The sequence below is a fragment of the Bacillus sp. OK048 genome (assembly GCF_900103525.1).
Classification (GTDB): domain Bacteria; phylum Bacillota; class Bacilli; order Bacillales; family Cytobacillaceae; genus Neobacillus.
Genome location: NZ_FNHN01000012.1, coordinates 113,024 through 135,460 on the forward strand (window position 1 = coordinate 113,024; position 22,437 = coordinate 135,460).

Annotated in this window: 19 protein-coding genes; 3 read left to right on the forward strand and 16 right to left on the reverse strand. The window is 37.3% G+C overall.

Annotated features, from left to right (window positions below; genetic code table 11):
• Positions 1–468 precede the first annotated feature (468 nt).
• Positions 469–675: a hypothetical protein gene (locus BLR86_RS26220; protein WP_175492982.1), complete on the forward strand. Its 207-nt coding sequence runs from the start codon at positions 469–471 to the stop codon at positions 673–675.
• A gap of 188 nt (positions 676–863) precedes the next feature.
• Here BLR86_RS26220 and helD read toward each other — a convergent pair whose 3' ends face one another.
• The 14 genes from helD to BLR86_RS20115 all read right to left on the reverse strand — a co-directional run bounded on the left by helD (position 864) and on the right by BLR86_RS20115 (position 19,134).
• The gene (gene helD / locus BLR86_RS20050) at positions 864–3,176 is read right to left on the reverse strand and encodes an RNA polymerase recycling motor HelD (protein ID WP_090765730.1); all 2,313 of its coding nucleotides are present in this window, start codon (positions 3,174–3,176) and stop codon (positions 864–866) included.
• 532 nt (positions 3,177–3,708) lie between these two features.
• Entirely contained in the window at positions 3,709–4,179 is a 471-nt protein-coding gene (yiaA, locus tag BLR86_RS20055; protein ID WP_090765733.1) for an inner membrane protein YiaA, read from the reverse strand.
• A 184-nt stretch (positions 4,180–4,363) separates the two neighbouring features.
• On the reverse strand, positions 4,364–4,546 hold the full coding sequence (locus BLR86_RS20060; protein WP_090765736.1) for a hypothetical protein: 183 nt from the start codon (positions 4,544–4,546) through the stop codon (positions 4,364–4,366).
• A 235-nt stretch (positions 4,547–4,781) separates the two neighbouring features.
• Positions 4,782–6,371, reverse strand: coding sequence for a glucose PTS transporter subunit IIA (locus tag BLR86_RS20065; protein ID WP_090765739.1), 1,590 nt, complete (start codon positions 6,369–6,371; stop codon positions 4,782–4,784).
• Between the two features lie 178 nt (positions 6,372–6,549).
• A complete protein-coding gene (locus tag BLR86_RS20070) occupies positions 6,550–6,867 on the reverse strand; it encodes a cupin domain-containing protein (protein WP_090765742.1) in 318 nt (105 codons plus the stop codon).
• 17 nt (positions 6,868–6,884) lie between these two features.
• On the reverse strand, positions 6,885–9,164 hold the full coding sequence (locus BLR86_RS20075; protein ID WP_090765748.1) for a DUF4962 domain-containing protein: 2,280 nt from the start codon (positions 9,162–9,164) through the stop codon (positions 6,885–6,887).
• Positions 9,165–9,203: 39 nt separating this feature from the next.
• On the reverse strand, positions 9,204–9,968 hold the full coding sequence (locus tag BLR86_RS20080; RefSeq protein WP_090765751.1) for an SDR family NAD(P)-dependent oxidoreductase: 765 nt from the start codon (positions 9,966–9,968) through the stop codon (positions 9,204–9,206).
• Positions 9,969–10,088: 120 nt separating this feature from the next.
• Positions 10,089–11,918, reverse strand: coding sequence for a cache domain-containing sensor histidine kinase (locus BLR86_RS20085; protein ID WP_090765754.1), 1,830 nt, complete (start codon positions 11,916–11,918; stop codon positions 10,089–10,091).
• On the reverse strand, positions 11,915–12,955 hold the full coding sequence (locus tag BLR86_RS20090) for a response regulator transcription factor (RefSeq protein ID WP_175492983.1): 1,041 nt from the start codon (positions 12,953–12,955) through the stop codon (positions 11,915–11,917). Before BLR86_RS20090 ends, BLR86_RS20085 begins: the two co-directional genes overlap by 4 nt.
• A gap of 176 nt (positions 12,956–13,131) precedes the next feature.
• Positions 13,132–14,724: an extracellular solute-binding protein gene (locus tag BLR86_RS20095; protein WP_090765760.1), complete on the reverse strand. Its 1,593-nt coding sequence runs from the start codon at positions 14,722–14,724 to the stop codon at positions 13,132–13,134.
• Positions 14,725–14,845: 121 nt separating this feature from the next.
• A complete protein-coding gene (locus BLR86_RS20100; protein WP_090765763.1) occupies positions 14,846–15,724 on the reverse strand; it encodes a carbohydrate ABC transporter permease in 879 nt (292 codons plus the stop codon).
• 11 nt (positions 15,725–15,735) lie between these two features.
• On the reverse strand, positions 15,736–16,704 hold the full coding sequence (locus tag BLR86_RS20105; RefSeq protein ID WP_090765766.1) for an ABC transporter permease: 969 nt from the start codon (positions 16,702–16,704) through the stop codon (positions 15,736–15,738).
• 177 nt (positions 16,705–16,881) lie between these two features.
• The gene (locus BLR86_RS20110) at positions 16,882–18,090 is read right to left on the reverse strand and encodes an MFS transporter (protein WP_090765769.1); all 1,209 of its coding nucleotides are present in this window, start codon (positions 18,088–18,090) and stop codon (positions 16,882–16,884) included.
• 180 nt (positions 18,091–18,270) lie between these two features.
• Positions 18,271–19,134: a YitT family protein gene (locus BLR86_RS20115; protein ID WP_090765864.1), complete on the reverse strand. Its 864-nt coding sequence runs from the start codon at positions 19,132–19,134 to the stop codon at positions 18,271–18,273.
• A gap of 215 nt (positions 19,135–19,349) precedes the next feature.
• Between BLR86_RS20115 and BLR86_RS20120 the strand changes: the two genes are divergently transcribed.
• Positions 19,350–19,925: a cupin domain-containing protein gene (locus BLR86_RS20120; RefSeq protein ID WP_090765772.1), complete on the forward strand. Its 576-nt coding sequence runs from the start codon at positions 19,350–19,352 to the stop codon at positions 19,923–19,925.
• Positions 19,926–20,054: 129 nt separating this feature from the next.
• Here the strand turns inward: BLR86_RS20120 and BLR86_RS20125 are convergent, their stop codons facing one another.
• Positions 20,055–21,224: a DUF4317 domain-containing protein gene (locus BLR86_RS20125; protein WP_090765774.1), complete on the reverse strand. Its 1,170-nt coding sequence runs from the start codon at positions 21,222–21,224 to the stop codon at positions 20,055–20,057.
• Between the two features lie 170 nt (positions 21,225–21,394).
• On the opposite strand from BLR86_RS20125, the gene BLR86_RS20130 reads away from it, so the two are divergent.
• A complete protein-coding gene (locus BLR86_RS20130; RefSeq protein WP_090765777.1) occupies positions 21,395–21,691 on the forward strand; it encodes an RNA polymerase alpha subunit C-terminal domain-containing protein in 297 nt (98 codons plus the stop codon).
• A 32-nt stretch (positions 21,692–21,723) separates the two neighbouring features.
• On the opposite strand, the gene BLR86_RS20135 is transcribed toward BLR86_RS20130, so the two are convergent.
• A complete protein-coding gene (locus BLR86_RS20135; protein WP_090765780.1) occupies positions 21,724–22,431 on the reverse strand; it encodes a GntR family transcriptional regulator in 708 nt (235 codons plus the stop codon).
• Positions 22,432–22,437 lie beyond the last annotated feature (6 nt).

Consider the following 22,437-nt stretch of genomic DNA (forward strand, 5'->3'; position numbering starts at 1 on the left):
CCATATTTCCCTTAAAATAGGCGGAGTTTTTCCGGTTATACGATCCAAATCGGTGGATTTTGTCTTATTTAGAGCAGTTAAGCGGAATATCTCCGCTTATTTCTGCTTCTAAAGCCTCCACTATAGACAATAACCGGAAATTCTCCGCCTATGAATTCTTATACCTACACGAAAATCAACAATGGGTAATAACATAGCCTTAAAAATAAATACATAATCATTTTACATCATAACTCTTTTGGAACTTATTTAAAAATGCTAAATGCTGTTCGATAAATCAATAGGAAAAAGCGATCCTTCACTATTGAAGCATCGCCCCCAAAATTGTATAATGATAATCTTCAAATATTTAGGTGGTGAATTTTCACCCCCCTATTCAATAATTCCGTTATCTTCCTTGATACATATGATTCCATTGCTGCCAAGTACCGTGAGGATGCTGCTGATGCCATAGGTGCCAAGGGATGAATGGCAGATGTGGTTGTGGATGCTGCTGGTGTTGTTGCTGGTGGTGCCACTGTTGCCAAGTACCATGAGGATGTTGCTGGTGCCACTGTTGCCAAGAGCCTTGAGGAAACTGTTGCTGGTGATGATGCTGTTGCTGCTGCCACTGTTGCCAATTACCGTGAGGATGTTGCTGGTGCCATTGCGGCCAGGATTGACCAAAATGCATGAAATTCACCTCCCCTTAAAACGAGTCCTTAATAGTTTATGCACAAAAGGTTTTGATGTTTGTACATATACCAAATTTAGACTCGGCTTAGGTGAGAAAAAGCGATCCTTCGTTATTGAAGCATTGAACAAAATAAAGTACCAGGCACCTTACATAATTTTAGCTGGTGCCTGATACTTCTTCACGCTTTTCAACACTCATTATCAAAATGTATCGATGCAGCTTTATTTAATAATAAATCAGATTGCGTACTCGCATATAAATACAACCGATGCATCGGTCTTGTCATCGCTACGTATAACAATTTGATATCTAACTCTCCATCAGAGTAGGATTCTTCCAACGTTACAATCAATACAGCATCAAATTCCAATCCTTTTGAAAGATAAGAAGGTAAGATCACAACGCTGCCTTTTTTCATATCTTCTTTTTCTTCTAATAGCTGGATTGGAAGATTGCTATTTTCTAGCATTTTTTGTATCCGTATGCATTCGTTGTCGGTCCTTCCAATAATCGCAATCGAGTTAAGTTCTTCGTCCTTGAGTACATGGATATCGTTTTCAAGTGTTTCCCTTAGCTTTTGCAAATCGCCAGGATCAATTTTAGTAAAGCGTGGTTTGTCCCCATGACGAATGACTGGTTCTACAGTTGGCAAGTCTTTACCCATAATCGAAAGAATGTCATTGGCTAGTTGCATTATCTCGACAGTAGTCCGATAGCTCTTCTGCAAAGCATGATAATTGGCATTTGGGAAAACGTCCGTTACTAATGGTTCCCAACTGTTTAACCCGCGATAGGAATGAATCCCTTGGGCTAAATCTCCCACAATCGTAAATAGGTCGGTCTCAAACCCTTCTTTCATTGCAGCAAATTGAAAATAGCTATAGTCCTGAGCCTCATCAATGAAAATACTTTTCATTTTAAAAGGTTCTTCGATGCCTTCTAGTTTCGCCTTCATGTAAAATAACGGGGCTAAATCCTCTAGTTCCAGTGCCTTTTTTTCAAAGACTTTTTGACAGTACCGACTCAACTTCTTACATTCTATTTCTGAAAGAATAGGTGAATACTTTTGAATGAGTTCAGGAGAAGTCATCAGGTCCTTGTAAAGAGTAAAGATATCTTTTTTTACAAAAGGATCCATATAATTTTTTATCGCAACCTTTGATTCTTGCTCTACTGTCCGTAATCGTTTCTCTTTTAAATCCATGATGGTTACTACTTTTTCTCTTCTCTTATCTGTATCCATTCTTGTGCTATAAAGGGCCTTTTCTAATGCGTCATCATATTTACTATTAATTTTTGTTAAGATTATTGATTTTTTTAGCCTTAAATCATTGGCCAATAAATTTTTAATTTTATCCAGTCGCTTATAAATCGGTAAGTATTGAAATTCTTTTAAAAATAATCTTTTGATTTTTGCGCCTTTCATGAGAAGGGATTTTTCAACGATAAAATCCTCTGAAGGAGCAAAGTTTATTTCGATTTCCCTCAAATACCGATCTATGACTGCTTTAAATTCGAGAGAACCTTTATAACCAGAAATCCACTGTATCCATTTGGTTTTTTCATCCCCTTTTAAAAGGGCGATTAATTTTGAATTCGGAGATAATAACTTTATTTTTTTGCCCAAACAGTTTCTCATGAAATCACTATAGGTGGTTTGCTTAATTTTCTTTACTCCCAAGTCAGGAAGGACTGCTGAAATATAATCAATAAACAATCGATTTGGTGCAAGGATCATTAATTTTTCTGGAGGAAATCGATATCCAGAAGAGTAGAGAAAGTAGGAAATTCTATGGAGAGCGATGGTTGTTTTTCCACTTCCAGCAGCTCCTTGAACAATGATGGGGTGTTTGAGTGATGCGCGAATGACTTCATTTTGCTCATTTTGAATGGTGGCGACAATTTCGGTTAAGCGATTGTCTGCTTTTCCAGATAAGGTTTTTTGCAATAGTTCATCATGTGTGGTTAAATCGATATCTCGAATCTCTTTTAAAAAGCCTTCTTCAATTTCATACTGTCTTTTTAACGATAAATATCCACTTTGTAATTCACCATAGGCATCATAGGTAACATCCCCTAGCCGACCATCATAGTAAACACTTGCAATCGGAGACCGCCAATCGACAATAATGGGAATTTGATTGACTCGGTCAAATAAGGAAGCTTTTCCAATATACAATATTTCTTCTTCGGTATCACCTGAGTTTTTAAAATTAATTCTTGAAAAGTACGGTTTACCAATAACACTTGCTAACCTTTCCAACTCACTCGCCGCAAGTTCTAAATATTGAGCATTTGTAAGAAGGGTCATATAGCTTAAACTACTATCTGAGGTATCAAGATTAGCAAAGGCTTCCTTCAGATTCTCAACATATTGTTCTTTATTCCCCTTCGACATTTCCAAAACATTTTTTATGTATTCCTTTGTAAACTCCAAACGCTCAATTTCTGTTTGATAATCCTTATGTTCACGAACTGATTTTTGTTTTTTTGTGCTCATTCTCTTTATTCGTCACCTCGCAATATGGTTTTCTAGTAAGAAATTCCGAAACGAAAAGAAACATCTACAATAGGTTTGCAGATGTTATCATTCATATGGAGTTATATTTTACCATTTAGGAAGTGTGAATACAATATATTTGTTTACCCTTGGAAATAGAAAAGTGCAATTAGGAAAATTATTAAGCCAATTAATAGAATCGGTCCCAAACTCGTAGTTAATACAAAGTAAATTCTAATATTGAGAAGTAAATTAATAATAAGGACGACAAGTATGCAAATAAGTAAAAAAATCGTTAATTGGACATTTCTATTTCGATTCAAAGAATTTGCTCCCTTCTAGAAGCTATACAGGGACACTTCTTGTACCAAATACTTTCTTTTTTTATATAAATATTTTACATTAGCTTGAAATATTCCAATCTACCCTTACCTGTACTGATTTCCTTAAAGATATGATAACGTAGAGTCTTAGACTTTCGGGAAGTACTACAAAAAAATAGCGTCAATCCAATTTGGACCAACGCTGTTCCTTACTCTCTTTCTCTTGCCCTTTGTGTATCTCTGATATTCTTTTGAACCGTTATGGCTGCAAATAAACTAAGAACAAATGACATTCCATAAAATCCCTTTTCGCTTAAAACAATACTTCCTGCATTGTATAAACCGATGCCCATTAATGAAATAGAAATAATAAGTGCCAACCAACTAATTCCGTAATAAATATTCGTTACTGGTATTCCCTCATCTTTATCTCTAACTGCTTTTTGTAATGATACCGAGGCATAAAGTCCGAATACTAAAACTGCAAAATAATATCCTTTTTCGTTCAGCTGCATGTCTGCATTAAATAAGCCGATGAGATAGGCTGCAACACCAACCAATAGTGCTGCCCAAGAAGCCCCTATGAAAGCTGGAGTCGGTTCTCCCTCTTTCCTTTCTACTTTTAATTTTGGACCCTTTGGTTTTCCACTATCTAATAAAACCTCATTTTCATTAGACATTGAATATTTCCCCTCCATTTTAAATCTAAAAAAAATTTAGCACTACAATTACACTGAAGTGATCGCACCTAAATTTATTATATAGAAATTTCTGATAAATAAAAGATAAATTTCCCAGTTCGAAAAAAAGCGTCTCCGCAATTTGAAGAAACGCTACATGTTTGATAAGAGCTCTTTGTATGAATTAGTATATTTGTCTAAAATGATCCTTCAATTCTTTTTCTGTAAGAATGATTTTGCCGTCTAAATTCTTTGTTTGCAAAACGAACTCTTTAACACCAATAAACTCAGATTCAGATATTACAAAGAAGGTAGTTCCCTTTTTATATTGATCTCTGAAATTTGAAATTAATTTGTAACGTTTCATTTAAATACCTCAATTTCTGTGATTCATTGCTATTTTATAGCTCAATTATGAATCATACAAGAAATTGATCAATCATAGGATCCCATGTTAACTTTTTGAAAAAAGATATTATATACAACAAGAGTCTTAAATTATTAATTTCCTTAAAAAGAGAAGCCGCCAAAGCAACTTCTTAAATGTAATGATTATAAATTTCTCTTTACAATGGGTGGGAGAATAATCCTAACCGATTATTTTATACATCAAGTCTGATTAATTTATCCTTTGCTTGTACGTTTCCTTCTTTGATTAAAACAACGTCTAAATATTGATCGCTATTGGTGATGACAACAGGAGTTTTTAGATCATAGCCAGCAGCTTTAATGTTTTCAATGTCAAATTGAATCAGCAGGTCACCGCGCTTAACTTTGTCCCATTGTTTTACCACAGAGGTAAAATGTTGACCTTTCAGATTAATGGTATCCACACCAACAAAAATTAATATTTCAGCACCATCTTCTGAGGTAATACCAATTGCATGCTCAGTTGGAAATAAAGTGGTAACCAAACCATCAACTGGTGAAATCACTTCCCCTTTTATTGGTTCAATGGCAATTCCCTTTCCAACTGTTTCCGTAGAAAATAGTGGATCTGTAATTTTACTTAACGGAACAATTTCTCCACTCAATGGGCTAGAAATGGTTTCTCTTTTTACATTTCTTACTGTTTTAACAGGAGCTAAATCATTCTTCCCTTCATATCCCAATAAAATGGTAAGAACCATTGCTATAATAAGTGAAGTTAATGTACCAAGTAAAAATAGTCCAATCGGTGTAAATACAGGGATAGACAAGAAACTCGGGAGAGCAAAACCAGTTCCTTTTACTCCTAGTGCTCCATTAATTGCACCACCAATCGCACCAGCAATCGCTACAATAATCATCGTTCTTTTGAAGCGCACGAGGATACCGTAGGTGATAATTTCAGTTGTACCGGCTAAGGCACTCGGAACAAGTCCAGATGCAGCAAGTGTTTTCAAGTCTTTATCTCTCGTTTTAAAAAAGACCCCTAATCCCATTCCCATTTGGGCAAAAGGAGCTGCAGCTACCATTGCACTTAGCGGATCTAATCCTGTGGCAGCTAGATTGGCTAGGAAAATAGGGATAACTGCCCAGTGAAGTCCCAGTATTGTCAGGAATGACCAGGCGGAACCCATGACTGCCCCTGTCAGAATTCCACTTTTCGCACTTAAAAATTGGATCACCACGGATAAGCCTTCGCCAACATATGTACCAAAGGGGCCAAAGATTAATATGGTCAGTGGAACAATCACCACTAACGAAATAAGGGGATTAATAAACATTTGTAAGTCTTTATAGATTACTTTTTTCAAAGACCTATCTAGTATTGAATAAATAGCAACAGCTATTAAGATTGGAAAAACAGTCGAAGAATAATTCGCTAAAATAATCGGAACCCCTAAGAACGTTACATCTTGTGCCTTTGAGGTTACTAAATCTACATAATGCGGTTCCAAAAGTGCCGCACCAATGCTTCCTCCGACAAATCCATTAGCACCTAGTTTATTCGCCAAAGTAATCCCCAGAAAAACGGGAAAGAAATAAAAAATAGCATGTCCCGCTGCAGAAAGAATGGCATAGGTGCCGCTTTCATTCGAAAGCCATCCAAAGGTTGTTAATATTGTAAGCAAGGCTGAAATTAATCCAGAGCCAGCCAGTACCCCCAAAATAGGTGCAAAACTCCCACTGATAGCTCCTAAAAGTTTATTCATAAAGGTTTCTTTTTTTTCGGTTATAGCCTCACTTGAAGTAGTAACTACTGTCATTTTTTTCTCCTTGTTTGAAGATTTTAGTGGAAGATAATTACGTATATTAGCTTTGTAAAGGAACTTATTTACAACAGTTCTAGTATATGTTGTCTTTTTCTTCATAAAATCATTCAACCACTATCAAGACGATAAAGTGCCAGGCACCATCCAAATTCGGACGGCACCTGGCACTTCTTCACTGCTTTAGCAAATCATTTCTTAACGGGGTGAACGTGTCAATAATGGCACCGGCTTCTAATGCCCTCGCCCCATGCTTTGCCCCACCCGGAATAAAGATCGTTTCTCCAGGTCCGATAATGGTGGTATCACCTTCGATGGTAAATTCAAATTTTCCTCTTAAACAGTAGGTAAACTGCTCGTGGGGATGGCTATGTTCATAACCCACGGCCCCTTCTTCAAAATGAACCTCCATCATCATGATCGAATCCCCTGGAGGAAAAATCTTTCTTTTTACACCTGGTTCTGCCGCTTCCCATGTGAGTTGATTACTCATCTCTATACCTCCCGATCTTAATATGCTTTTGCTACTTCTACTCGGAATGTTTTTCCATTCTCCGTTAAGTATAAATGTACTCCATGATCCTGGTCATCCATAAAATACGAAACGTATTTCTTTTCTCCTTTACGGTTAGGAGTCAACAGTGTCACAATTCGATGACCTTTTGCTTTTTTCGTTGTGGCCTGAAGATGCCATTCTCTTGGTAATCCTTCCACTTCAGAAGGATCGACATCCTTGTACTCATTATTTTGGTCCAAATTCAAATCTCCTGAAGAACTGTAAATAAATCTTCCTTCGAGATCTGCCTTGTCCCCTGCAATCTTAAACACTTGGTCATTGATATCCATTTCATGTAAGGAATGCAGAAGCCAATTAACTCTTCCTGGCTGGTCCAAGTCGACGGAATCGACAATAACAAAATACGATTGATTAACAAAATAGATTTCTCTTACAAATTTATTTAAATAAGGAACAGTATGTTTGTAAGCGTTTGTGGCATCCTCTCGTACATAACTATATTCATCTTTTGATATCACTTCTAGTACAGCACCATTTGCCTGCTTATTAAGGATTTTATTTCCATCCGCATATTGACCAACACCATCGATTAAGAGGGAATTGTGAGAGATAGTCTGCCTTCTCCACTTTTTATGCATGGTACTATTAAAGCCTACATAATGGCCAGACCTGACCACCAGCGGCTCACCAAAAGCATGAAGGAGAAAACTATTCTGATCTCCATGACTATGACTCAATGACCCGTATGAACTGCTCTTTGTCAACAGCATAATGTGTTCCTCGGGTTGGTTCATCTTATCGTGAAAAGCCACCCAGCCGATATCCTTAAACCACTTGACCGGCTCAGCTTCTGCAGGGGGAATGGCTTCTACTTCAGGAAAATCATGAAGGTAAAGCATGTCATCGAACGGGAAATCCCACCAGCCATAATTGAAAAACTTTTGATCAGCTTCTGTATCCCATGCTTTTACCTGCTCGTAATACCATTGATACCAGCCATTACCGGTGACTCCTGCAAACTGGCGGATATTAAATGCGGTCTTCAATCCAGGGCGTTCGCCAAGATTGGATTGATCTCCAAAACTTGCGCGGCGTGTATCCTGACTATAACAATATAGAGGGAAGTCACCTGTACTTTGGAAAAACGGCCGATGATAGAAATCTAGATTCAGATAATTTTTCACCAGATTTAACGCATCTATCAAGTACGCCATCCCAGTTGTCCAATACATTCCACCTTCAGCCCAGCCGCCGTCTTTACCTCCCCATGGTGTGTAAAGACCTGCGTAATATTCAAGCGTGTAATCGAGCCATTCCTGTGCCTCCGGAGTATCATCCAGTAAGGCAATCGAGCAAGGAATGAGAACAGAAGACAATGAACGTACAGCATGACTGTCATATGGAACCTGATGAATCTTGGACCGTTTCATAACATGATCAGCCACTTGTTCAGTTCTTCTTCGTAAACTGTGACGAACGAGACCTTTTTCTTCGGAAGATAAGTGATGGAATAGCCAATCATACCCCCAAGCCAGTGCAGTCACAATCCGGAAGGCAGACTCATCATTGTAATCTCTTGAAGTTGTTCCCTCTGTGTCCCAATTGGCCACATGTAAAAGCCATTCTTTTGCCCGCTTTAGAATCTTTTCATCATCAAGTAAGACACCTGCAACAGTCAAATGACGGATGGCATAAAGTGTTTCCTGGCAATCCATGTACATTTGTCTCCATAGCTTGATTACCCGCTTATTTTCTGGATAAGGGCTTGGTTCAGGCATTAATTCTCGTTTCAGCCAGGGTGTAACTGACTTTTCGTAAAAGGTACTCCAATTACAGTGCTGTGGATTTTCTTTTATTTTCACTTTAAATTGCTCAACCTGGTCAGGTGATAACCACAACCGCGGGTGTGCAAGATTCACTTCTTTGTACCGCTCCTCTCTGCTAGGAAGAGGAGTATTAGGTAGATTTTCAGGAACATCAAATTTCCGTGCTTCACTCCAATCTGTGGAGCCTACTAAGGAATATCGCCAATAGTAAGTGCCTGGTTTTAGCGGGCTGTTTGGTGTATAAAAGTTAAACGGAATGTGTTCAATCGTTTTCGTCAGCTCTGGTGTAAACTCTTTATTTTGTGAAATTTGCATACTATATAGATCATTTTCTAATTGAACCGGCATCCATGTAAACCGAGGCGGGTTCTCAATTAGGATCGTTTGTTCATCTGGAGAATATTTTACATCTAAGATTCCGCTTTCCGGTTGATAGATTGATTGCATCTATATTCCTCCCACTCTATTTTAGGCATTTTATTTCAATTATTTCATGAACATGCCGCCATTGATTTCAATCGTCTCTCCTGTAATAAAAGAAGCATATGGAGATGTTAGATATAGAACCGCCCCACTGATATCCTTTGGAACGCCTCCTCGGCCCAATGGAATTTTTGCAACGGTTGCCTTTCGACCTTCTTCCGTATTGAATGTAGCATGGAATTTTGTTTGATCCACAAAACCAGGTGAAAGTGAATTAACTCGTATTCCTGATGGTGCTAGCTCCTTTGCCAGACCTTTTGTGAAGGTAATAATCGCTCCTTTTGTCGTTGCGTATGGCACTGCACCGGGTCCGCCTCCATCATGTGCAGCGACCGAGCTTAGATTGATAATGGTACCGCTTCCTTTTTCTTTCATGCCAGGAATAACCGCTTTGCTCATAAAAGCAGCCGATGTTAGATTCACATCGATGATCTTGCGCCATAAATCCATTGTCATATCTTCAATCTTTCTTCTCTCGACCAAATGACCTGCATTATTTACCAGAATATCAATTGTTCCTAGCTTTTCCTGCACTTCGGCTGCAAGTGCTTCAATCTGATCGATGTCCGTTACATCGGCTTGAAACATGATTGCTTCTCCGCCCTGCTCTTTTATCATTCGGATGGTCTCTTCTGCACCTTCTCGATTACTTAAATAATTCACGGCTACCTTTGCCCCAATTGCTGCTAAATCAATCGCAATCGCCTGGCCAATACCGCCGCCTGCTCCTGTAACTAGTGCAACTTTTCCGCTAAGATCGAAACTCATATCATTACCCCCTTATTATGATTAAAAACCAAAAATCAATTTGATTACTTCCATCTTATCAATTGCCATGCTACAGTTCTTCGGACTAATTTTAGACCTTGTTGGCTTTTTTTTAGACTTTCATGTTTTTCCTGTTTTACTTTGTGGAGGGTGGTTTGGTAAAACTATTGAAACCACAGTCCCTTCATTTACCTTACTACTTAGTTCCAATCCATATTGATCGCCGAAAAGGAGTTGAATCCGTCTATTTACATTGGTGACGCCAATCCCGAGATCGCTTCTGAGTTCCGGCCTGTTTTTTCTATCAGGCGACATAGCCTCCTGAATTTCTATTAATTTTTCATTTGTCATTCCCCTGCCATTGTCGATGACAGAGACATGAAGACTAGAACCAAGTTCGGTTGCTCGAATCGTTATCACAATTTCCGGCATTCCTTTCCGATAGCCATGTTGAATCGCATTCTCAACAAGTGGCTGAAGACTGAGCTTTGCTATGGAGGCATGATATAAAGTAGGATCGATTTCTAATACCAGTTTAATAGGTTTTTTTACTCTGTGGTCGTGAATGGTAAGATAGCTTTTAACATGTTCAATTTCATCCGCTAATGTCACCAATTCAAAATTCCGGACAGAATAACGGAACATATTTGCTAAGGCCTCTGACATTTCTGAAATTTCATCCACTCCATTAATAACGCCATACGCGTTCATTGTTTCAAGGGTGTTGTACAAAAAGTGTGGATTAATTTGTGATTGTAGTGCCTGGATCTCTAACTGTTGTTTTTCAAGCTCTCTTTCCTGCAATTCAATCTTGACCTGATTATTCTTTAACTCCGCCTTATAGACCTGATCAACCAGCGTGGAGAGCCTGTCCACCATGTTGTTATAGCTCCTAAGTAGACTACTTATTTCATCGTTTCTTGAAAGGTTCGGTACCTTTTTCCATGTACCATGCTCCACTGTTTTCATTGCTCGTTCTAACAACCTGATTGGCTTCATGATCTGCATAATAAAATTTAGGGATAATATAAGGGCAATGATGGTGACAACAATGCCCGATATAATACCCGTCAATCGGACACCGGAAATGGGAGCCAACAGCTGTGACTCAGGCACGGCTGCAATCAGTTTCCATCCCGTATAATCGGAAGTTAAAAAATGAAAAAATGTGGATTCATTGTTCCATTGATCAAAAAAAGTACCCTGGTTAAATTGAACAATATTTTTTCTACCCACATCTTTTAAGGTATTACCAATAAATTTTGAGTCAGGATGAAAAATGACTTTTCCATCCTGATCCGAAATCATAAAAAACCCTTCATTACCTAAGTTAGCCTCTTTCCACAATTCTCCTAACTCGGAAGAATTAATTTCAATCATCAAGATTCCATTTGGTGTAAACGACTTCATCCCTCTGATTTTTCGTGCAATCGTTAGGGTAATACTACCGTTTTGATTCGACGGAAAAATGATCATTTTTCCGCTGTCCGGGGTGATCTTTTTTAAATGGTTATATTTTTCTTCGGAAAAAGAACTTCCCTTATCCCGTAAGTCAATATGTCTCCCATTATCACCCATTATGTACATTCTCTTAATTTCAGGCTTCTGCATGATGATCGTATCCATCATGGTCCATAGTTCCTCGTAATATTGATAGCGGACATGTTCTTGCACCGTCACATTCGTTTCTTCCAAATCAAGGAAATGCTTTACGTTTGGGTTGGAAACAAGCGGCAGGGTTACTAACTCATAATTCTTTACAAAACGATCGGTTTGAAAAGATACTGCTGTGACAACTTGTTCAAGATAGTTTTCCGTTTGTTTCTCAAGACTATTAGATGCTTGTATGTAAATGATACTTGCCACAATAATCAAAGGTAGAATCATAACAATGGCAAAGTATAGCATCAATCTTTGAAAAAGGTTCATACTGTGGAGCCATTTCTTCATGCTTTGATCCCTAATGTCTGTCGATATTCTTTCGGCGAGGTGCCAGTATATTTCTTAAATGTTTTGGTGAAATGCGGTGCGTCATCATATCCAATTTCACTAGAAATATCAATAATCCGCATATTACTACGCTCAAGTAGCTGTTTTGCTGCTTCCATTCTTAAATGAATACGATAATCGACAAATGTCTGTCCTGTTTCCCTTTTAAATAATTGACTAAAATAACTACTGTTGAGACCTAATATTTGAGCGACATCCTCTAGGTTTACTTTGGCGCAGACATTTTTCTTCATATATTCCTTGGCTACCTCAATCGGATCTACAAACTTTCCTTTCCTTTGGACTTTTGCCATATCAATCACCTGTAAACAATTTTCCACAAATTGGGTAGTAATATGAATGATTTGCTCTCCCTTCAAATGATATGTAACATCAAGGCTGATGCTTCCTTTTTGGTTAATCCGATCCACTAAGGTTTTTAATAAATGGTTCATTACACTTTGATAGTATGATAGCTTTAAATGTTTTTTCTCTACTTTATCTCCCCACGTCCTCATGATTTCTTTCACAAGATCACCATCTAAGACCCAAATGGCTGATTCCAGGTTTGCTAACATCTCGTCTATCTCATCGATTTCAATGAAATTATTCCGCTCTTTTTTAATGTTTTCTACTAAACGCTGCATCGTTTCATTTAATTTATTCCTTGTAATCGGTTTCAAAAGATAGTCTTTTGCACCATGATAAATCGCCTGCTGTGCATACTGGAACGAATCATGGCCGGATATGATAACCCACTGTGCAGCAGGGTGATAGTGGGCTGATTTCTCCAGCAAGGATAAACCATCCATTTCTGGCATATTAATATCCGTAAAGACAATGTCGAATGCTAGATCCTGTAAGAGTTGATCTGCATCAATTCCATCTTCGGCTTCTTGAATTTCGTCTATGCACATTCCTTCAATTTCTAAATGTTCTAAGAGATGGCGTAATTTTTTTCGAATCATGAATTCATCTTCAATAATTAATATTTTCAATCGTAACAACCCCATTTTTTTGAATTTTAGAACTATTAATTATTATACAATGAATTCTGTAGGAAAAAGTAGAATTATTTCGGAAAACTAAATAAAACGTCGATAGGTTAGGCTGTATGACACGGCCAAATGGAAGAAGGCTATCCTAAAGTAAATTTTAGGACAGCCTAACATGGTTATTTTCTTCTTGATTCTGTAAATTCTTTGTTTTTATATCTTTCAGCAGCTTCTTCTAATGCCTTAGCACCGCCTCTTGTTTTCCATTCCTCAACTACCTTTGGCCAATCGCTGATTGGTTCAGCGCCAGTGATCATCTTAGCCATATGTCCCATCAACACTTTTGGCGGAGTATCCGAACTTGGCTGAAGATCAGGCAGTGTATCCAAAGCCTTCAATGGAGGATCAAAATTTATCCCATCCCGGCCTTCTTTTGCAAGAATGTCATCGTACACCTTAATCAGTTCCTGACCTTCAGGTGTCATTTCTAGTAACCCCTTAATATAAGTGGTATCCTGGACCATCCAAAGGAAAGCGGTTCGGTAACGTTCAATATTCACTTCATCAACAGTTTCAGGAGTCTTGTAGTTTACTTTTCCACTATCCATCGTGAAGTCTTTTCCTTCAATTCCATATGTGAAGTACTTTGCTGCTTCTTCAGATAGCATCCAGTCAAAGAATTTAATAATCCGTTCTGGATTTTTTGTTTCTTTATTGATGGCATAAGCACGCGTTACATCACCATAAAGGTAATATCCACCTTTGCCGTCTGGTCCTACAGGAGATGGAATAATCGCAATTTCAGCATCAGGTACATTTTCCTTTAGCTGCTGCTCCCATTGTAATAATTCATTGGCATTCATGGACCACATTCCAATGTTGCCAGTGATCGCGTCATTTTTATACTGCTTTGAATCGATTGTTAAAAATTCTTTATGCAGCAACCCTTCATCATACATGGTCTTATATGTTTTAAGGGCTTCCTCCATATTTTTTGAATCAAAGAACTTCGGTACAGGTTTTCCATCTTTATCTAGTTCCCACATGCTACTGTAAGGCAAAACATCGTATGCTCCAAAGAAAGTATCTGCATACTTGAAATCTGTACGTCCGCCAAATGGCTGTGCTACACCCATTTTCTTAAATTCACGTAATACATTTAACGTTTCTTCAACGGTTTTTGGTACTTCCAAACCGGCTTTATCGAGTAAGTCTTTACGGACATATGTGGCTCTCCGTGAAGGATTAGATAGGTACTCTGGAATTGAATAAATCTTACCATCCTTATATCTTTGTTTCTTCCAAGCTTCCTCCGGAATATACTTTTTCAAATTTGATCCATACTTTTCAATTAAATCGTCAAGTGGCAAAAACACACCTGCTTCAACAGCCTGTTGTAAAGATTGTCCGCTTCCTTCCCCAAAACCAGCAGATGTCTGGACAACATCTGGAATATCTCCTGAAGCAAACATTAAGTCCATTTTTGTCGAGTATTCATTATGCGGCATAAGACGAATATCTAAATCTGTGTTCGTTAACTTTTCCAACTCTTTTACATACTCATCCTCATTAATATTAGGAGAATTTTCTACATGAGTAAAAGCCAGTGTACGCATGGAGATCGAGAATTTCAATGGTTCCTTTGATTCCTCTTCTGTTTCTTTTTTTTCATCTGTTTTTTCAGATGTTGGCTTACTTTGGCAACCTACTAGTAAAATAAGCGAAAAAAGTGCAACTGCCAAAATCTGTAAGGCTTGTTTGAAATCTTTCATTAATTCTACCCCCTTTATTTTTTAGAAAGCAAGCGTTTTCATTTGCTTGAATTGATTATATTCTTTCAATGAATCTATCAACAATGGACTTTCTTTTAGTCTACTTGGGATTTTTTTATAATTACTCTTTAATTGACCCAATCATGGTTCCTTTTACAAAATGCTTCTGTAAAAATGGATACAACAATAAGATTGGCAGTGTTGCAACTACTACTGTAGCCATTTGAATACCTTCTGGTGAATTTAATGCAATGGTAGAGTACACAGAATTGGCTTCAACAGACATTTCATCATTGACTAACATTTGTCTTAATTTTACCTGCAACGGATACAATTTTGGATCATTTAAGTAATACAAAGCAGTTTGATAGCTATTCCAGTGGCTCACACCATAAAAAATACCAATTGTTGCTAAAACAGGTTTTGATAGTGGTAATACGATGCGGAGTAAGATACCCAGCTCCCCCAGACCGTCTATTCGTGCTGCATCGATTAATGTGCTTGGTATATTTAAGAAGAACGATCTCATTACAAAGAAATTGAATGCACTAATCATACTTGGAATAATTAATGCCCAGAGCGTATCAATCATTCCAAAGCTTTTAACAACTAAATACGAGGGTATTAACGGTGCGGAAAAAATCATTGTGAATAATACCATGAATAAAATGACTTTTTTCCCTTTATATTCCGGTCTTGACAGTGGATAAGCAAGGGATGTTGTCGCTAATAAGTTAATAAATGTCCCGCCTACTGTAATAATCACTGAAACCAGAAATGCCCTCCAAATGGACGCATCGTGAAACACATATTCATAGTTGATTAAAGTAAAATCTACCGGCCAAAAGAAGACCTCTCCTTTCGCAATGGCATTCGAATTACTGAATGATTTAGCAAATACGGATATTAATGGAAGTAACATCGTTAGTGAGAGAAACGCTAAAAATAACATATTTCCGACATCAAATATTTTCGATTTTATGCTTGTACTATATTTCATCTTTTCCCCTCCTAATATAAACTGTTCCCTGATACTTTCTTACTGACAAAATTTGCCACTACCAAGAGTACGAGTCCGACAACTGATTTTAATAGTCCTATTGCAGTCGTAAAACTGTACTGGGCATTCCGTAGACCTACATCGTATATATAAGTATCAAGAATATCTCCATTTGCCTGGTTCAACGGATTGAGGAATACGTAAACCCTTTCAAAACCGAAATCAAGAAAATGTCCAATATGGAGCAGGAATAAAATACTGAACGTTGGAAGAATTGCTGGAACTGTTACATTCCAAATTTGCTGAAGTCTATTGGCCCCGTCTACTTTTGCAGCTTCATAGAGTTCCGGGTTGACGCCTGCAAGTGCTGCTAAGTAAATAATCGTTCCCCAGCCCACACTTTGCCATAAATAAGTGAGCACCAGTATCGGACGGATAAAATCTTCAGAACCCATAAAATAAATCGGCTCATGTCCTAACCATTCAATAAATTTATTTAAAATACCAGTAGTCGGAGAAAGAATTCCAATAAACAAGCCGCTAATAATTACCCAAGAAAGAAAATGCGGCATATAGACAATCGTTTGAATTAACCTTTTATAAAGTACTAACCTTAATTCATTCAATAACAATGCTAAAATCAAAGGTGCAGGAAAAATTAATATATCATAAAAGCTTAGGAGCAGCGTGTTTTTTAATACACGAATAGAATCTGGATTCTCAAAAAGAGCCTGAAAATGTTTGAGACCAACCCAAGTGCTGTCCCATATACCTACAAAAATATTGTAATCCTTGAAAGCTATAATCGATCCCATTAGCGGTGTATATTTAAAGACTAGAAAATATAGGATTCCTGGTAATGATATGAAATAAAGCGCTTTATATTTGTTAAGTCTTCCAAGTGCTTGACGAAAATGAGATTCCTTTTTTATCGTAATGTTTGGTTCTGTACTTAAATTTTGGACGACCGTACTTTTCATCTAGTTTTCCCTCCTAATCTCTTTGTTTACATTGTACTTCGCACTTTGACCTCCTTAATAATCGTTTTCTAAATTTTAAGACTTCTAACTTGAGTTTTTTATTTTCCTATTGATTGCAGTTTAACATTACAAACCAATTAGTACTTTGGAGACATTTTAGCTAGCTATGTGTTTTTTTTAGGTTTTAGATCCATTCCTATAAAAAATAATGGAAATGAAACATCCGAATAGAAACATCGTCATCCATGGTACGAAAGAATAGTGACTTTGAAATGTAAGATCATGAAGATATCCTCCTCCTGTATTACCCAAGAAGCCGCCGAGAGCAAAACTCCAGCCGGTAAATCCAAAATAGGTTGCAAAGGATTGTGAATCAGAGAAATTTGAAATTAAGTGATTCATTGTAGGTACAACTAACATTTGTCCAAGGGTGAAAATTAGCACCGCCCCTAACATCGACCAAAGTCCCGTTGTGAAGCCAAATATCAACAAACTTATTCCTAGCAGGAATGTTCCTACAGCCATAATTTTTAGTTGATGAACTCTCTTCGATAAAATTTGTAACAATGGAATTTGCAACAGAACCATAAATATGGCTCCAGCCATATATAGAAAGGCTATATTTTCAACATTTTCGTGTAACACTTTCATTCTTACGGGTACGGAAAGATACAGCTGAACGTTTAATGCCCAAACACCGATAATCAGCATGCAAAATAGTAGAAAATTCCTATCTCTTACTATTTTTTTGGCGATTGGGATAATTTTCTCTTTTTCTGTCGTTTTACCAGCCATTTCGGGCAGTAGAAACCAAGATAGTAGCAATGCCAGCACAAACATAAATGCGGATGAAAAACACACCAGAGAAAAATCGAACTGAAGAAGAAACATTCCAATAACGGGACCTAAAATAAAGCCAACATTACTGAGAGTCTCACGAATACTAAAGATCTTTGTTTTCATAGCTTCACTTACGTTTTTGGCATAGGCGCCAAAGCTTGCCGGATGGAAGAGCGCACCACCCAAACCGGAAATAAATGCAGCAATTGCAAAACCTGCTGGATGATCAACAATTCCATATAAGGTGAAGCCAACAATGCGAATCCCGACTCCGATTAAAATGGCTTTCTTATATCCAATCCGATCGGCGGCTATCCCACAAAAAAAACGAAATCCATTTTGGGCTATACCACTGACTGCAATAATCGATCCAGAAAGAGCAGTACTCATGCCTAAATGATTAATAAAATATACACTTAAAATGGGAACTAGCATATAAAAACCGATGGCCATGACTAACGTGTCAACGTACAAAGCCAGTAAACCTGGACTAATAGATCTTTGAACGACGGCTTCATCTTCCGTCTTCAATCCCCTAAGAAACATTACGTTCCACCCCTTTTGTCATTACTTGATACTATCACTCATTTTTAGGAATGGAAATTGGAGGATTGTAGATAGAAATGGGTTTTTTTGTGGTGTAAGAAGGTTACCTATCTGACATTCATACCTTTATATTTTTGCAAACAAAAAAAAACCGCAAATTGCGGTTCATTATATTTTACTTTAATGAATATCATGCTTTTTGAATGTACCACCCTTAACTTCTGCTACGTCATATACGATAACAAAGGAATTTGTGTCAATTTCGTTAATGATTTCTTTCATTTTACTTTCTTCTAAACGGTTAACCACACAATTGATTTCTTTGAACGTTTGATTTGAATAACCGCCTTCAACCAGCTTATACGTTGCCCCACGTCCTAGCTGCTCACGAATCCTCTCGACCATTAATTCAGGTTGATTTGTAATGATCTTAAAGGTTTTAGAACCACTTAAACCTTCTTCCACGATATGAATGACCTTAGAAGCAATATAATAAGCGATTGCCGATAGAATGGCTCCTTGGAGTCCGAAGACAGTTGAAACCACAATAAAAACAAACATATTTAAGAAAAGAATCAGATCACTTGTTCCAAAAGGTAATTTGCGAGAAAGAAGAACGGCTAACATATCAATTCCATCTAACGCGCCGCCATTTCGTAATGCTAATCCCATTCCAAAACCGATGATGATACCGCCAACAACAGTTATTAATAATGTATCACCTTGAATAATGGTTGGTACATGGTGCATAACAGTTGTTCCGATTGATAAGGACGCAATACCAATAATCGAATAAATCGCAAAGCTTGTACCAATCTGTTTATACCCCAAAAAGACAAATGGAATATTCAGTACTGCTATTAACAGTCCTAATGGTAAACCAATTAATTTTGAACCAACGATACTCAGACCTGTCACACCACCATCTGATACGTTGTTGGGGATTAATACAGAATCTAGTCCATACGCTGTAATAAAGGCCCCAATAATAACCAATAATGCTCGTAAAACCATTTTCAGCTTATTGGATTTTTGCTTCATCATTGCACTCAAATTATTTTCCTCATTTCATACTTTTTTCCTATCTTTTAATTTAACAAAACCAAAACCATAATGGAATAAATTCGTAAAAAAATTATGCAAATAACGATGCATAATCTTCATTTTTTGCATAAATGGTGCCTGTCACCGCTGTTTGTCACCGCTGTTGTCCGTTGTGCATAGGATAATTTTATGTATTTATGAAAGGAATGAGAAAAATGTACTATGATCCTAATATGTATCGATACCCACATCCGTATTATCCCGTAGCACCCATAGATCCCTATATAAGTCAGCCTGTTTACTGGACATCACCTCATGAGAAGGGTCATTCTAACCAATTTGGTTATGTCCACTCATCCAATGATAACCGAAATGTATTACATGATTACGGAAAGAAGCCATACGTTGTGAATATTAACAAGGCAACCAAGCAAAACAAGAATTATCGAACAGCCATATGGACTGGAAATCATTTACAGGTTACTTTGATGAGTATTAATGTGGGAGAAGACATCGGGTTAGAAGTTCATCCGTTTGTGGATCAGTTCTTGCGCGTCGAAGATGGGCAAGGGATCGTTCGAATGGGGCCTAGAAAAGACCATTTAGATTTTGAGAAAAGAGTTACTGATGATTATGCGATTATGGTCCCTGCTGGAACATGGCATAATGTGATCAATACTGGAAATAAACCACTTAAACTTTATTCGATTTATGCACCACCTAATCATCCTTTTGGGACTGTTCATAAAACTAAAGCAGCGGCCATGGCTGCTGAAGAACATCACGGCTAATCAATTAAACACTTCTAAGAAACATCAAACTAAAAACCGACCTTTCTATTTTTGAAAAAGGTCGGTTTTATTAAGAGTTAATTCGGAATTCACTCTCGGATAGTGAATGAATCAACTGCCTCATATATTCTAGAGTGTATTTGCTTCCAATCGAAATCCTTCCACGACCACTTCTTCATCCACTTCTAACAATAGACATCTTTTTCCTTCATAGGTGATATATTTTACATTTTTCAAGTCTTTCGGATTGATGGTAACATCTGCCAGCCTCGTGCTAATTTTTATTGATTTAGGAACTAAATTGCTTGCTTTAAATTCATGGGTTTCGTCAGCAATGATACTTTTGAAGGCATGTTCCACTTTGGCAGTATCGACATCTTCAACCCCACTTACGGTTAAAATGCGCTCTATGTCTCGAAAATCCAACTTAGGGGCTTCATTTTCTTCTTTTTCTTCACTTGCTTCATACTCCTGGACCACTTTATCAATTTCCTCATAAACATTCGATATGACCCTAGAATCAACCTCGTCCCCTATTACTTCCTTTAAAATAAGCTCGAAGCCATCCTTATCTTCCTGGGCAGTAATAATGTCTTCACAATTGAGAATATCTCCGATAAAGGTGAAATCCGGCTGATTTACTTTTCCAGTATAATAGAGAATATGGTTCACATCAGCAGCATTATCATTAAAAGCAGGGAACAGAAACCCTGACAATGGTGATTCTAAATTGATGATTGGATCCACGACATTATACGATTTGAATTCTTTTTCGATATAATCAAACAGCAAGGCTCTTTTTGGTTGATCGATTTTATTGAGACTGCAAAGGATAAACTCATTGGAATAAACCTCATCATCTCCGCCTTGTTCAGATTCGGCATTACGTTTCTTAGTAACTTTTCGATATTCGCACCTGATAAATGTTACTACTGTATCAAATTCATACACAGTATTTGCAAACATTTTCGCAACGATTTCCAGCATGGATTCATTCCAATCATCCATTGAATCTGCTTGTAAACCTTCAAAGAGAATACTTTGTGCACTGTCCTCAACATCACGTTGGAATTTCAGTTCAAATAGTTTAGCATCAAGAGCACCTGATAAAACTTTTTTAAAATTAGCCAAAAACAGTTCTTGGGGTTCCTGTTCTAACATTTGAAATGGTTGACTAACTTGATGATAAATCTCACCAGATTCTTTCTTTACATAAACATTAAAGATTTCTCGAATATTCATAAGATGATTGTCTAATTTAAATTGTTTTCGGATATTGGCAATGTCTTTTTTATTCATTTGTCTCATCTCCCATTCATGATTATACTGTTCAGACAAAAAAATAGTAATACTTGATATTTTTTAAAAAATAAAGGCAATACCATAATCTATTGAATTGCGTTATTTTATATGGATGGAATCTCCGTTATAATAGAGATATCGATCGGAGAAGTAAAGGAGACATTTATATGACATCTTCAAATAAAAGTTTACGTACCTGTACCGAGGGACACAAATACTACAAAAGTAGCGACTGTCCAACCTGCCCGACTTGTGAGCAAGAACGAAAGCCTGAAAGCGGATTTCTTTCGCAGCTATCCGCCCCCGCTAGACGTGCATTGGAGCACAATGGGATCACTACTGTGGAACAACTATCTACCTTTAGTGAAAAGGAAATTTTGCAATTTCACGGTATGGGGCCGGCTTCGTTACCAAAACTTAGGTCTGCTTTGGAAACAAGTGGGTTATCATTCAGAGCAAAATAGGAGCGATACCTGCAAAGTATCGCCCCTTAGATTTATTTAAAATTTATTCGATTTAAGATTTTTGCTTTTTGATAATGAAAAATGGATTTAGACCATTCAAAGATGGTTCCGTTTGTTAAGCATACTGTGTTTTCGATAATCAATGCGGGATCTTGCGGATTTATTTGCAGCAAGCTCGCAGTTGCTTCATCGATTTTTTCACAGTTAATGACTTTGTCAGCAAACCCAATGTTTAATTTTAAGTCGTTAATCAGGTAACTATAAATTGAACTTATTGCAATTTCTTCATTTAAATAAGGAACAATGTCCTTTTTAAAATAACTTATTTCAATGGAAAAGGACTCTTGATCAACAATACGAAGCCGTTTAACATAATAAAGTTTTGCTCCTGCTTCACAACTCATTTGCCTTGCTTTTTCTTCATCTGCTTCAATCATTCGTAATGAGAGAATTTTCGTCTCAATAAAGCTTGAAGACAAATCTTTTGTTAATCCTCTAAGACTGCCTAAATTGATATAATCCTTGACTGATTTTTCCCGTAAAAACATGCCGCTGCCTTGCACCTGATAGATATAGCCCCGATTGACAAGTTGAGTAATAGCTTTTCGAATCGTATTGCGGCTTACTGCGAACTTTTTTATCAGCTCTTCTTCCGTCGGCAGCTTTTTTGTTTTATCAAATAGTCCGACTTGAATTTCCTGTTCTAAACGATCAGCTATTTCTTTATATTTTACAGCCACCATCTA

What these genes read in the sequence shown, in the direction of transcription:
- BLR86_RS20125 (WP_090765774.1), bottom strand. Translation starts at nt 21,224, where the DNA reads ATGAATAAAAAAGACATTGCCAATATCCGAAAACAATTTAAATTAGAC.
- BLR86_RS20110 (WP_090765769.1), bottom strand. Translation starts at nt 18,090, where the DNA reads ATGTTTCTTAGGGGATTGAAGACGGAAGATGAAGCCGTCGTTCAAAGA.
- BLR86_RS20105 (WP_090765766.1), bottom strand. Translation starts at nt 16,704, where the DNA reads ATGAAAAGTACGGTCGTCCAAAATTTAAGTACAGAACCAAACATTACG.
- BLR86_RS20070 (WP_090765742.1), bottom strand. Translation starts at nt 6,867, where the DNA reads ATGAGTAATCAACTCACATGGGAAGCGGCAGAACCAGGTGTAAAAAGA.
- BLR86_RS20130 (WP_090765777.1), top strand. Translation starts at nt 21,395, where the DNA reads ATGACATCTTCAAATAAAAGTTTACGTACCTGTACCGAGGGACACAAA.
- BLR86_RS20060 (WP_090765736.1), bottom strand. Translation starts at nt 4,546, where the DNA reads ATGAAACGTTACAAATTAATTTCAAATTTCAGAGATCAATATAAAAAG.
- BLR86_RS26220 (WP_175492982.1), top strand. Translation starts at nt 469, where the DNA reads ATGGCAGATGTGGTTGTGGATGCTGCTGGTGTTGTTGCTGGTGGTGCC.
- yiaA (WP_090765733.1), bottom strand. Translation starts at nt 4,179, where the DNA reads ATGTCTAATGAAAATGAGGTTTTATTAGATAGTGGAAAACCAAAGGGT.
- BLR86_RS20085 (WP_090765754.1), bottom strand. Translation starts at nt 11,918, where the DNA reads ATGAAGAAATGGCTCCACAGTATGAACCTTTTTCAAAGATTGATGCTA.
- BLR86_RS20100 (WP_090765763.1), bottom strand. Translation starts at nt 15,724, where the DNA reads ATGAAATATAGTACAAGCATAAAATCGAAAATATTTGATGTCGGAAAT.
- BLR86_RS20080 (WP_090765751.1), bottom strand. Translation starts at nt 9,968, where the DNA reads ATGAGTTTCGATCTTAGCGGAAAAGTTGCACTAGTTACAGGAGCAGGC.
- BLR86_RS20065 (WP_090765739.1), bottom strand. Translation starts at nt 6,371, where the DNA reads ATGACAGTAGTTACTACTTCAAGTGAGGCTATAACCGAAAAAAAAGAA.
- BLR86_RS20120 (WP_090765772.1), top strand. Translation starts at nt 19,350, where the DNA reads ATGTACTATGATCCTAATATGTATCGATACCCACATCCGTATTATCCC.
- BLR86_RS20115 (WP_090765864.1), bottom strand. Translation starts at nt 19,134, where the DNA reads ATGATGAAGCAAAAATCCAATAAGCTGAAAATGGTTTTACGAGCATTA.
- BLR86_RS20075 (WP_090765748.1), bottom strand. Translation starts at nt 9,164, where the DNA reads ATGCAATCAATCTATCAACCGGAAAGCGGAATCTTAGATGTAAAATAT.
- BLR86_RS20095 (WP_090765760.1), bottom strand. Translation starts at nt 14,724, where the DNA reads ATGAAAGATTTCAAACAAGCCTTACAGATTTTGGCAGTTGCACTTTTT.
- helD (WP_090765730.1), bottom strand. Translation starts at nt 3,176, where the DNA reads ATGAGCACAAAAAAACAAAAATCAGTTCGTGAACATAAGGATTATCAA.